We start from the raw sequence: 12,030 nt of genomic DNA, 5'->3' as shown, positions 1-12,030 counted from the left end.
CGACCCCTTCACGACATGGTGATATAGGTCAGCAGGATCGATGCGATCGCGACGAAGGCGACGGACGCGCTGATGGCATTCATCATGCCCAACGTCTCGATATACGATTTCTTCCAGCCCGGGTCCTTTGACGGATCGGGTCCAAGCTTGGCCCACATGGTCGCCGGGTCGCCCTTGTGCTTGAACACGGACATGATGACCCTGGATTTTTCTTCCTGATATGTCTCCAAATGTTTGTTCATCGCACGATAGCGTGTCCTGTAATGCCACATATACAGGCCGAACAGGACGAAGACATACGCGACCAGGACAAAATACCACTCACTGCGCAGAACGATGATCCCGGCGATGATGAAGACGAAAGCGGGAATAAGGGTGGCCGAGACGACCTCCCGATGCGCGCAGATCGTCGCCGAGGGGCGGATCGTAAAGGTAAAGATCCAGATCAGGTAGAACATCGAAGCGATCGTAAAGGCGAGAATATAGTTGGTCATGAAGCGTCGGTTCTTTCCGCGCCGGCTCACCGTCGGAGTGTCGGTGAATGGGTTAAGGCCGTGATGTATTGATCGATGCAGTTCTTACAGGGTGTTCCACGGAATGGGAACGCCGTGAAAATTGCAAATATAGTGCCGGAGCGCAATGACATCGGGGCGACGTCTGGCACGATATCTTCACCTTTTTAGTGAAGGCACCTTTCTGATCTGATTCGATCACATTATGGCGCATTTGCTCCATAATGTGATCGATGATGATTGACTATGATCATAAATCCTCGTTAGCGTCCGTCATCGGCGCCCTTCCGGCCGGCGGGCGCCGTCTCAACGCTGTGGGAACCATGCGCAGACATGGGCCACGAGGAGACAACATCGTGAAGAAGCATTCGGCGGTGATCGCGGCGCTGGTGGCGGCAGGCCTGTCCTGCATGGCCCCGGCACAAGGCCGCGCGGAAACATTCCAGATCGGCTTCGTGCCCAAGGTTATCGGCATTCCCTATTTCAGCGCCATGCAGCAGGGCTTCCTGAAGGGGGGCCGGGCGTTCGACGCCAGGATCGTCTACCAGGGACCGACGACATCCTCGGTCGCGGCGCAGGCGCAGATCGTCCAGAGCCTGATCAACCGCAAGCTGGATGCCGTCGCCGTCGCCGCCAACAGCCCCACCGCCCTCGAAGCCCAGGCCGTGCATGCGCGCGAACGCGGCGTCATCTTCGCCTCGACCGACAGCCAGGTGGATGGCGACGCGGTGGACCTGCGGGTCATGCAGGCCACGGACGAGGCCCTGGCCCACACGCTGGTCGACCAGCTTGCCACGCAGATCCCCGACGGGGGGCAGATCGCCTTCGTCTCCGGCGGGCCGACCGCGACGAACCTGAACATGTGGATTTCCCTGATGAAATCCTATCTGGCCGCCAAATTTCCCAAGTTCCAGCTGGTCAGCGTCCAGTATGCCGGCGAGGATATCAGCAAGGCGACCGAGATCACGTCGCAGATCCTGTCGGCCTATCCCGGCCTGAAGGGGATCATCGGCGTCAACACCACCGCGACGCCGGGCGCGGCCCAGGCGGTGCTGCAGGCCGGTCTGGCCGGAAAGATCGCCATTACCGGCATCGACGACCCGAACACCATCCGCCCCTACGTGCTGAACGGCACCGTCAAGAGCGCGGTGCTGTGGAACCCGGTCGACCTGGGATACCTGACGGTCTGGGGCCTGACGCAGCTTCTGCAGCACAAGCCGCTGCAGGTGCAGAACCCCGTGCCCGGCCTGGGCACCATCACGTACGACCCGAAGACGAAGACGCTGCTGCTGGGCCAGCCGATGGTCTTCACCAAAGAGAACATTTCCCTGGATTTCTGAGGTGCGTCATGAACCGTCTCGAACTGAGGGGGATCGTGAAGTCGTTCGGCGGCGTCAGGGCGCTGAAGGGTGTGGACGCGGTGATCGAAGCCGGCCGGACCCTGGTGCTGCTGGGCGAGAACGGGGCCGGCAAATCGACGCTGATCCGGACGCTGACCGGCGCGGTGCGCCCCGACGAGGGCGAGATCCTGATCGACGGCGTGCCGGTCGTGCTGCGCGACCCGATGCATGCGCGCGCACTCGGCATCACCGCCGTCTATCAGGAGCCGATGATCTTCCCGCACCTGAGCGTGCTGGAAAACATCTTCGCGGGCTTCGAGATCACCGACCGCTTCGGACGCGTCCAGACCGAGGCGATGCTGCGGGCGGTGCGGCCCTGGCTGTCGTCGCTGGACCTGGCGGAATCGCTGCTGCGCCGGCCGATGGCGGATCTGGGGCTGGGGCACCAGCAACTGGTCCTGATCGCGCAGGCGCTGGTGCAGGACGCCCGCATCATCGTCTTCGACGAACCGACGGCGATCCTGTCGCGCGCCGAGACGGACAGGCTGGTCGGCATCATCCACCGCCTGCGCGATGACGGGCGCGCGATCGTGTACATCACCCACCGGCTGGAGGAAGTGCCGCGCGTGGGCGACCATGTCACGGTGCTGACGGACGGGCGCGTGACCGGCGACTATGCGGCGTCCGACGTGACCGAGGACCTGCTGCTGCGCCTGATGATGGGCCAGCATCATGATGACGGCCGCCCGGACGATGCGGCGGCCGCGCCGCCGCCCGACGCGGCGAAGGCCCCGCCGGTCCTGTCCATCCGGGGCCTGAGCCATCCGCGCCATTTCCAGGACGTGGACTGGGACGTGTCCGCCGGACGCGTCACGGGCATCTACGGGCTGGTGGGGGCCGGGCGGTCGGAAGTGGCGATGACGGTGTTCGGCGCCCTGCGCGCCGCGCGCGGCCGGATCATGCTGGACGGGCGCGAGATCAGCCCCCGTTCCCCGGCCGAGGCGATGGCGCTGGGCATCGGATACCTGCCCGAGGACCGCAAGAAGCAGGGCATCTTCGCCCCCATGGGGCTGGAGAGCAACCTGACCTGCACCGCCCTGGTGCGCCTGTCGCACGGCGGCTGGCTGCTGGATTTCCCCGCCCTGCTGGACGAGACGCGGGCCATCATGCGGCGTTTCGCGATCAAGGCCGACACGCCGGACACCGCGATCGGCACGCTGTCGGGCGGCAACCAGCAGAAGGGGCTGTTCGCCCGCTGGGCGGGGCAGGACCTGCGCGTGCTGATCCTGGACGAGCCCACGCGCGGCATCGACCTGGCGACCAAGGCGGAAATCCACGGCTTCATCCGCCAGCTTGCACAGGCGGGCATGGCGGTCGTGGTGATTACGTCCGACCTCGCGGAACTGATGGCCGTCAGCCAGGACGTGATCGTGATGCGGCAGGGGCTGGTGGTGGATCGTTTCCAGCGGGATCGCGAGCAGGGGGCCGCGCCGGCGGCCGAACGGGTGCTGGCCGCCGCCATCGGCGCGGCGACGACCGGCCAGGAGCATGCGGCATGAAGAGTTCCACCCTGAACATGGGGCGTGCCGCGCCGGCCCCCACCTCAACCCTGGGCGGCCCGCAACGCGCGCCCGTCGCGTGGCGCGCGCTGCTGGCGCGGCGCGAAACCGCGCTGCTGGCCGTGATCGCGCTGGTGGTGGCGGTGGTCAGCCTGGGTGCGCATGGCGGGTTCTGGACCCGCGTCAACCTGGACGGGCTGATGGTCACCAGCGCCATCACCGCCGTGCCGGCGGCGGGCATGACGCTGGTCATCCTGACCGGCGGGATCGACGCCTCGATCGGTTCGATGCTGGGGCTGGTCTCGGCCATCGGGGGATTGCTGTTCGTCGCGGGGTGGCCGGTCGCGGTGGTGGTGCCGGTGTTCCTGCTGGCCGGGGCCGCGCTGGGCTGGATCAACGGCCTGGTCATCCTGTGCGGCCGCGTGCCGCCGATCGTCTGTACGCTGGGCACGCTCAGCATCTTTCGCATGGGCGTGTTCCTGATGATGGGCAGCGACTGGATCACCGCCCTGCCGCCGGGGCTGACGCGGTTTTTCGTGGCCGACCATCTGGGCCCCCTGCCGGGCGCCGCCGTCATCGCGCTGGCCGTCATGGCGGTGCTGGCGGTCTTCCTGCGGGTCCACCGCACCGGCCGCCGCCTGTTCGCGATCGGCAATAACGAGGAAGCGGCCCGCCTGGTCGGCATTCCGGTGCGACGGCTGCGCTGGATGACCTACGTGCTGCTGGGCGCCTGCGTGGGGCTGGGCGCGCTGATGCGGCTGGGCCAGTCCCCCATCGTCCAGACCACGACCGGCAGCGGCTTCGAACTGGGCGTGATCGCGGCGGTGGTGCTGGGCGGCACCGAACTGTCGGGCGGGCGCGGCGGCATGTTCGGCACGTTCCTGGGCACGCTGGTCGTGGGCCTGGTCGGCGACGCCATCGTGCTGATGCATATCCAGCCGTTCTGGAGCGGCGTCGTGCTCGGCTTCATCATCCTCGCATCCGTGGGACTGAACGAGGGCCGCCGGGCCCGGCAGGTGGTATCATGAGCGGCTTCCGGTCCGGACGGATCGTCATCCTGGGGCTGTTCGCCCTGCTGGTCCTGGGCGGATTCGCCTTCGGCAACCCGACCATCCTGTCGGCCGACAACGTATCCAGCATGGCGGTGTTCGCCGTGGAACTGGGCATCATCGCCTTCGGCCAGGGGCTGGTGATCCAGGGCGGCGACGGGGCCATCGACCTGAGCGTCGGCGCGATGTCCGGGCTGGCACAGGTCCTGACCGCCCTGTTCATCTCGCGCGGCCTGCCCTGGCCCGTGGGGGTCGGCATCGGCATCGCCTCCGGCGCCGCCATGGGGGGCTGCAACGCCGCCGCGATCGCGCGCTTCAGGATTCCGCCCATCATCGCGACGCTGGGCACGATGTTCGCCTTTTCCGGCCTGGCGCTGATCGCGTCGGACGGCAACACCATCGACCTGACCGCCGCCCCCGCGCCCTTCCTGGCCATGGGGCAGGGCACCGTCCTGGGGGTGCCGTTCCAGATCCTGTGCCTCTACCTGCCGCTGCTGGCCGTCCTGGTGGTGGTGCAGCACCGCAGCCGGTTCGGCCGCGCCCTGTACCTGGTGGGCACGAACGCCACCGCCGCCTGGCTGGCGGGCATACCGGTCAAGCGGCTGCGGGCGGCGACCTATGTGCTGTCGGGCGCGCTGTCCGGGCTGGCCGGGGTGATCGCGGCGGCGCGGCTGGGCACGGCCACACCCGACGGGGTGCCGGAAGCGAACCTGATCAGCATCGCGATCGTCGTGCTGGGGGGCGCCAGCATCTTCGGCGGGGACGGATCGCCCATCGGCACCGCGATCGCCACCATCGCCATCGCGGTGGTCAATTACGGGCTGAACTACAACGATTTCAACCCGACCCTGCAGGCCGGCATGATGGGCCTGATCCTGGTGCTGATCGTGCTGGTGGAAAACGTCGTGGTCGCGGCGGTGCGCGGTTACCAGACCAGCCCCGGCAGAACGTAATCCGGCCACACCCCATGCCGCACGAACGCGGCCCGCAGCGCGGCGGGGGCGGCATCGGCCAGGATGCCCGTCCGAACCAGCGCGCTGTCGGCGCCGAACCCGCGTGCGCCGGCGATGTCATGTTCCACGCTGTCGCCGATGCACAGCACACGTTCGGCCCGCACGCGGCACAGCCGCGCGGCATGGGCGTAGATGGCTGGATGGGGCTTGCCGATCCAGTCCACCGTGCCGCCTTCCTCCTCGTACAGTTCGGCGATGCGCCCGGCGCCGAAGGCGGTCCCACCGGGCACCAGCATCCGCCGGTCGGGGTTGGTGCAGACCGCGCGCGCGCCACGCCGGGCCAGCGGTGCCAGCATGGCGCGGTATTCGGCCTCGGTCACCACGTCGCCCCGGCTGCCCGCGATCAGCACCAGGTCCGCCCGCGCCGGTTCGGCCTCGACCACCAGGCCCAGCGCGTCGCAGAACGCCGTGTCCTGCCCGCCGCTATCGATCAGCAGGCAGCGCATGCCCGGCCGCACCGGGATTTCACCCGACCGTGCCAGCGCCAGGGCCGTGTCGCCCGAGGTCACGATCGTCTCGTACAGTTCGGGCCCCAGCCCCAGCCGCGCCAGCCGGCCCGCGTTATAGGGGCCGGGCCGCCCCGAATTGCTGAGCAGCACCACGCGCTGCCCCGCATCGCGCAGGCGGGCCAGCGCATCGCGCACCCCCGGATAAGGCGCCGTGCCATCATGCAGGACGCCGAACTGATCCACGAACAGGACATCGTAGTGCCCCACCAGCGCCGCGATGCCGGCCAGCGCGCGCGGGTTCATGCCGCCTTCCCCTCGGACAGGCCCCCGAACAGACCCAGACGCGCCGCGCCCACGCATGCGTCCTCGGACACGCTGGGCAAGAACGGCACCCCGATCCTGGCCTGGCGCAGGGCGGTCCAGCCCGCGTTCGCCGCACCGCCGCCGACCGTGCGGACCGAGCGCAGCGTCGTCGCGCCCAACTGTTCCAGCCGGGCGTACCCCGTGGCCTCGATCATCGCCATGCCTTCCAGCACGCCCTGGAAGAACACCCCGTCATCGGCCGGGCGCGGTTCCAGCCGGGGCGGGAACGCCGGGTCGCTGACCGGGAAGCGTTCGCCCGGGCGCAGCAGCGGATAATACTCCAGCCCCGTCGGCCTGTCGGGCCGCAGCGCCGCCGTCAGGGCGGCCAGCCGGTCGGCGCCGAACAGCGCCAGCAGGACCGCCCCCCCGGTGTTGGACGCCCCGCCCACCAGATACCGGCCGCCGATCCGGTGGCTGTAGATGCCGTAGGCGGCCGCGTCGACCTTCACGTCCGACAGCAGCTTGACCACCAGGGTGGACCCCAGCGCCGTCACCGCGTCCCCGGCCCGGTCGGCCCCCGTGGCCAGGAACGAGGCGCACCCGTCCGTCGTGCCCGCATGGACGACGGCACCGGGCGGCAGGCCCAGCGCCGCGGCCTCGGCCCCCACCGGCCCCAGCGGCGTGCCCGGCAGGTGGATGGCGGGCAGCAGCCCCGGCGCCAGCCCGGCCCCGCCCACCCAGTCCGGCCAGGCCAGCGCGTCCGGGTCCGCGCCGGTCTTGAGCGCGTTGTTGGCGTCGGTCGCGCCGAAGCGCCCGCGCAGGCGGCCGGCAATCCAGTCGGCCTGGTGCAGGATGGCGCGTACGCCGGGACGACGCGCCATGTCCACCGCCCGCGCCAGCGGCGAGCCCGCGCCCCGCGCCGGGCTGTCGGGGGGCGCCAGGTCGTCGATCCGCGCCAGCACGGCGGCATCGGCGGCCCGCGCGTGATACATGGAGGCCGGGCCGATCACGGACCCGGCCTGGTCGATGGCGACCAGCGTGCCGGAGGTACCGTCCACGGTGACCGACCGCACGCCGTCCAGCGGCAGCCGTGCCCGCAGCGTGCCGAGCGTATCGGCCAGCGCCTGCCACCAGACGGCCGGCGCATCGGCCGCCCCCAGGGCCGCGAACCGCGCGCCCTCCACGGCCAGCACGTTCCCCCGCGCATCCAGCACCGCCGCGCGCACGCCCGACGTGCCCAGGTCGATCCCCAGCGCCGCGGCCTCAACCATTGCGGGTGGTCCTGTTCTGGGTCTCTTTGTTCAGGGCCTGGCGGTAGGTCTCCGCCTCCCAATGGGTCAGGGCGTGGATATCCGTGGCGGTCAGGCGGCGGATCGGGTCGGTGGGGGACAGGCGGGCCGCCACGTCGGCCAGGCAGCGCGCCATGGCGTCCATCCCTACCGTCCAGCCGTCGCGCCGCAGCAGCACGCCCCGGCCCGGCATGACCCGCATCGGCGGCGCGTCGGGCGCGGCGATCCGGGGCGGGCGGTCCCCGGGGACGCCATCGGGGTCGGCCCCGCGATCGGCCACGTCGATCCGGTCGCCCAGGAAGATGACGTGATCCGGGTAGAGCGGCGCCCCCCGCGCCACGGCCAGGGTGGCGGGGTCCATGGCGATGGCATGGGCGGCCGGGTCGTCCGGCAGGCGATAGGCCGACCCTTTGGCCAGGGCGGCCAGGTCCGCGAGGTCCGCCTGCGGCGGGGCGCGCGGCGTCACGGCCAGGGGGGCGATCACCCGTTCCAGCAGCGTTTTCCGCCTTGGGCCACCGTGTCGGGCCGAGACGATCAGCCCGTGATTGGCCAGGATATGGACATTCGCCCGTTCCCCGAACGGGCGCGCCGCCATGATCGCGCGCGCCAGCGGCAATCCCGGCCGGATATAGGGCACCAGCGTCCAGTGCACGCCCCGCAACCCGTCCAGCCGCTCCGCCAGCCGGGCGCGCGCATCGGTGCGCACGGCATGCGCGAGCGTTTCCACGCAATGCAGGTGGATGACCACGCGCCAGGGGATCACCGCATGGACCGTCGTTTCGATCGACGGCCGCAAGGCGGCCGCCGGCGTGCCGGGCTGGGCCACCACGAAGCCGGCGGCCTTCTCGGCCTCCGGCTTGCCCTGCCGGCAGGCGTCCAGCAGGGGGGCCAGCGCCACCGGCACCATGATCGGCCGGTCCAGCGCATGGGCCAGCCATGTGCCGGACGCCTTGATCCACAGCGTGCCGCCGTCCTTGATCGAGGTATTGCCCCCCGCCCCCTGGGTGCGCCGGGGGTCCGCGCCCAGACGCGCCGACAGCCTGCGCAACGCGTCGAGCCCGTCCGCGACGGGAACGGGGGCGAGCGCTGGGTCCGGCCGAACATGCGACACCATGCGGGGTTCCTTTACGACGGGCTTTGCGACGGTATGACGTATTTCAATCACAAAAGATGGAATGCCATCATCATTTGGCGCAGGTCAATCAAATTTCGCTTGACCACGGCTGGGGATACGGAGAATCGTGAGGCCCGGACACCATGAAGGAAGATACGGACCCGTGACCGAGACCGAACGCCAGCGCCAGATCATCACCATGCTCGAAACACGTCCCTTCGCGACCGTGCGGGAACTGATCGACATGCTGAGCGTGTCGCCGGCCACGGTGCGCCGCGATATCGAAAAGCTCCACGAGGCCGGCGAGGCGCGCAAGGTCTTTGGCGGCGTCGCGTCCCTGACCGCCGCGTCGCGGACCCACGCCCTGCCCTTCGCCCAGAGCAGCGACCTGGCCGTCGATGCCAAGCGGGCGATCGCGGCGATGGCGGCGGACCTGTGCCGCGACGGGGACATGGTCATGGTCGCGGGCGGATCGACCTGCCACCAGCTGGGCCTGCGCCTGGCCGGGCGGTCGATCGGGCTTTACACCAATTCGATGCCGCTGGCGGCGGCCCTGGGCACCCACGGCGCCTGTCAGCTTTCGGTGGCCGGCGGCGCCCTGCATCGCGAACCGGGCATCCTGTACGACCCGCAGGCTGCGGCGCCGGATTTCTTCGCGTCGCGCCTGTTCCTGGGCGCGCAGGGGCTGGGGCTGGAGGGGGTGATGGAATCGCACCCGCTGCTGCCGGTGGCCACGCGCCCGATGCTGGAACGCGCCGACGACGTGATCGTGCTGGCCGACAGCCGCAAACTGTCGGTGCGGGCACGCTTTGTTTCATGTCCGATCGACCGGGTGTCCACCCTGATCACCGATGACGGCGTGCAGGAGGATGATGTGCGTATTCTTGAAGATGCGGGCGTGACGGTCCTGGTCGCCCCCGTGGCCGCCTGGCGCGCGGACGACAAGACGTGACCCCGGAAATCGCGCGCCCGACGCTGGCGGTATTCGATTTCGGCAAGACGAACGCCAAGCTGCTGGTGTTCGGCGCGGACGGATCGATCCTGGCCGAGCGGCGCACGCGCGCCGCCTGGCCGGTGGTGGACGGGGTGCATGTGCTGGACGACGCAGCCCTGCTGGACTGGATGCGGGAGGTGCTGCGCGAGGCCGTCGCGTCGTTCGATGTGAACGGTATCATGATCACCACCCATGGCTGCACCTTCGCCCTGCTGGGCGAGGACGCGCTGGCGACGCCGATCCTGGATTACGAGGAAATCGTGCCGGCGGAGGTCGAGGCCGCGTTCGCGCGCATCCGCCCGCCCTTCTCCGAAACCGCGACCCCGGCGATGGAGCGCGGCTTCGCGTTCGGCAAGCACATCGTCTGGCAGGAAATGCGCGACCCCACGCTGGCCGCGCGCACGCGCCATATCCTGACCCTGCCGCAATTCTGGGTGTGGCGGCTGTGCGGCGCGCGCGTGTCGGAAATCTCGTCCCTGGGCTGCCATACCCATCTGTGGTCGCCGTACAGGGACGATTTCTCGTCCCTGGTGGACCGGCGCGGATGGCGCGGCAAGATGCCGCCCTTCCGCGAGGCCGGCGCCATCGTCGGCACGATGACGCTGGACGTGCCCGGGCGCGGGGCGGTGACGCTGGACGTGCATAACGGGGTGCATGACAGCAACGCGTCGCTCAGCCACTACCGGCGCGTGGTGCCGGGCGGCATGACGATGGTGTCCACCGGGACGTGGGTCATCGTCATGAACCCCGACTGCCCGCTGGACGCGCTGGTACCGGAACGCGACATGCTGGCCAATGTCTCGGTACGGCATGAACCGGTTCCCACCGCGCGCTTCATGGGCGGCCGCGAATTCGACCTGATTCGCGGTGACGGCCCCGCCGACGTGACGGAGGCGCGCATCGCGTCCCTGGTGGCGCGCGGCATCTTCGCGCTGCCGTCCTTCGCCGATGGCGGCCCCTATCCCGGGCAGGCCGGCGCCTTCGTCGACGATGCGGGGCGCAGCGTCGTTCCCGCGCCCGACGAGCGCGCGGCGCTGGCGGCGCTGTATGTCGCCGCGATGACGGACCTGACGCTCGACCTGCTGCGCAGCACGGATGCCGTCGTCTTCGATGGCGGGCTGGCGAAGGTGGGCGCCATTCCGCGCCTGGTCGCCGCCTTGCGCCCGGCGCAGGCCGTGCTGGTCGGGCGCAACCCCGAGGGCACGGCCTGCGGCGCGGCGGGCCTGGCCTATGCCGCGCTGGGGCTGGACCCCTTCCGCGACGAACGGGCGGCCCGCGTGGCACCGTTCGACCCGCCCGGATGGCGGGAGTACGTCACCCGCTGGCGGCACCTGGCCGACCAGCGCACCAGGAGCCGGACCGAACCGGCCGCACCGGCGCCAGACGCGCCCAATAAAGGATAATCATGATGCGCCCAGCGCACGTCCCGCCGACCTGCCATGGATCGGCACGCCCGTCCCGCCGGAAGATCCTGCTGCTGGCGGGGCTGCTCGCCCTTGGTAGCACCGCCGCCGCGCGCGCGGAGGATTCGGTTCACAAGATCGGGGTCACCGTCGGCTCGCTCGGCAATCCGTTCTTCATCGCCGCCATCAGGGGTATTACGCAACAGGCCAAGGCCCTGGGTCCCACCGCGCCGGTGCAGAGCGTCTCGGCCGATTACGATATCGGCAAGCAGGCGTCGCAGGTCGATTCCTTCATCGCCGCCGGCAACGACCTGGTGATGTTCAACGCGGTGGACTACCAGGCCGCCGCCCCGCTGGTCCGTCGCCTGCATGACAGCGGCGCGACCGTGGTCGCCTTCGATGTCGGCGCGCCCGGCGCGGATGCGACGATCACCACCAACAACGTCAAGGCCGGCGAAATCTCGTGCCAGTATATCGTCGATCGCCTGCATGGGCACGGTGACGTGGTGATCGTCAACGGGCCGCCCGTCACCGCGCTGAGCGACCGCGTGAAGGGCTGCCAGTCGGTGTTCGCCAAGGCGCCGGGGATCAGGCTGCTGTCCTCCACGCTCGACGCCAAGGGCTCGCGCGACGGCGGACTGGCGGTGGGGCAGAGCGTGATGGTGCGCTTCGACAAGGTGGACGCGATCTTCGCGGTCAACGACCCGACCGCGCTGGGCGTCGAACTGGCGGCACGCCAGGCGGGACGGCACGATTTCTTCCTGGCCTCGGTCGACGGCTCGCCCGACGTGGAACAGGAAATGCGCGGCGGCAACACGCTGATCGCGGCCACGGCGTCGCAGGACCCGTTCGCCATCGCGACCACCGCCACCCGCATCGGGTTCGATATCCGGGCCGGACGGATCAAGCCGGGCATCGTCCGGCTGCTGGCCCCCAGCCTGATCACCCATGACACGATCGGCGGCTACAAGGGCTGGAACGCGCCGCACAATAGCTGACCGGCCG

General features: G+C 69.8%; 11 protein-coding genes. 7 read left to right on the top strand and 4 right to left on the bottom strand.

Going from position 1 to position 12,030, the window contains the following annotated elements; all coding sequences use genetic code 11:
* Nucleotides 1-8: 8 nt before the first annotated feature.
* Nucleotides 9-494 carry a hypothetical protein gene (locus tag GDI_RS07105; RefSeq protein WP_012554189.1) on the bottom strand — a complete coding sequence of 162 codons (486 nt, stop codon included), beginning with the start codon at nt 492-494 and terminating at the stop codon, nt 9-11.
* Between the two features lie 374 nt (nt 495-868).
* Between GDI_RS07105 and GDI_RS07100 the strand changes: the two genes are divergently transcribed.
* From GDI_RS07100 to GDI_RS07085, 4 genes are read left to right on the top strand one after another with little or no spacing between them, the layout of a single operon-like run.
* The gene (locus GDI_RS07100) at nt 869-1,852 is read left to right on the top strand and encodes an autoinducer 2 ABC transporter substrate-binding protein (protein WP_041249334.1); all 984 of its coding nucleotides are present in this window, start codon (nt 869-871) and stop codon (nt 1,850-1,852) included.
* A gap of 8 nt (nt 1,853-1,860) precedes the next feature.
* Nucleotides 1,861-3,411 carry a sugar ABC transporter ATP-binding protein gene (locus GDI_RS07095; protein ID WP_012224840.1) on the top strand — a complete coding sequence of 517 codons (1,551 nt, stop codon included), beginning with the start codon at nt 1,861-1,863 and terminating at the stop codon, nt 3,409-3,411.
* Nucleotides 3,408-4,439 carry an ABC transporter permease gene (locus tag GDI_RS07090; RefSeq protein ID WP_012224838.1) on the top strand — a complete coding sequence of 344 codons (1,032 nt, stop codon included), beginning with the start codon at nt 3,408-3,410 and terminating at the stop codon, nt 4,437-4,439. Before GDI_RS07095 ends, GDI_RS07090 begins: the two co-directional genes overlap by 4 nt.
* On the top strand, nt 4,436-5,413 hold the full coding sequence (locus GDI_RS07085; protein WP_012224837.1) for an ABC transporter permease: 978 nt from the start codon (nt 4,436-4,438) through the stop codon (nt 5,411-5,413). The genes GDI_RS07090 and GDI_RS07085 overlap by 4 nt, the downstream gene beginning before the upstream one ends.
* Here the strand turns inward: GDI_RS07085 and GDI_RS07080 are convergent.
* Genes GDI_RS07080 through GDI_RS07070 form a run of 3 tightly spaced genes read right to left on the bottom strand, consistent with a single transcriptional unit; the run spans nt 5,386 to nt 8,628 of the window.
* A complete protein-coding gene (locus tag GDI_RS07080) occupies nt 5,386-6,225 on the bottom strand; it encodes a TIGR01459 family HAD-type hydrolase (RefSeq protein WP_012224836.1) in 840 nt (279 codons plus the stop codon). The genes GDI_RS07085 and GDI_RS07080 overlap by 28 nt on opposite strands.
* Complete coding sequence (locus GDI_RS07075; protein ID WP_012224834.1) at nt 6,222-7,496, bottom strand: FGGY-family carbohydrate kinase; 1,275 nt, start codon at nt 7,494-7,496, stop codon at nt 6,222-6,224. Before GDI_RS07075 ends, GDI_RS07080 begins: the two co-directional genes overlap by 4 nt.
* On the bottom strand, nt 7,489-8,628 hold the full coding sequence (locus GDI_RS07070; protein WP_050935000.1) for a class II aldolase/adducin family protein: 1,140 nt from the start codon (nt 8,626-8,628) through the stop codon (nt 7,489-7,491). The genes GDI_RS07075 and GDI_RS07070 overlap by 8 nt, the downstream gene beginning before the upstream one ends.
* 163 nt (nt 8,629-8,791) lie before the next feature.
* Between GDI_RS07070 and GDI_RS07065 the strand changes: the two genes are divergently transcribed.
* From GDI_RS07065 to GDI_RS07055, 3 genes are read left to right on the top strand one after another with little or no spacing between them, the layout of a single operon-like run.
* Nucleotides 8,792-9,580, top strand: coding sequence for a DeoR/GlpR family DNA-binding transcription regulator (locus GDI_RS07065; RefSeq protein WP_041249333.1), 789 nt, complete (start codon nt 8,792-8,794; stop codon nt 9,578-9,580).
* On the top strand, nt 9,577-11,025 hold the full coding sequence (locus GDI_RS07060) for an acetate and sugar kinases/Hsc70/actin family protein (protein WP_157871008.1): 1,449 nt from the start codon (nt 9,577-9,579) through the stop codon (nt 11,023-11,025). Before GDI_RS07065 ends, GDI_RS07060 begins: the two co-directional genes overlap by 4 nt.
* 2 nt (nt 11,026-11,027) lie before the next feature.
* Complete coding sequence (locus GDI_RS07055; RefSeq protein ID WP_231854241.1) at nt 11,028-12,023, top strand: ABC transporter substrate-binding protein; 996 nt, start codon at nt 11,028-11,030, stop codon at nt 12,021-12,023.
* Nucleotides 12,024-12,030: the final 7 nt, after the last annotated feature.

The organism is Gluconacetobacter diazotrophicus PA1 5, assembly GCF_000067045.1.
GTDB classification, from domain to species: domain Bacteria; phylum Pseudomonadota; class Alphaproteobacteria; order Acetobacterales; family Acetobacteraceae; genus Gluconacetobacter; species Gluconacetobacter diazotrophicus.
The sequence above is the reverse complement of the archived record's forward strand: the minus strand, read 5'-3'. Positions and strand labels throughout refer to the sequence as shown.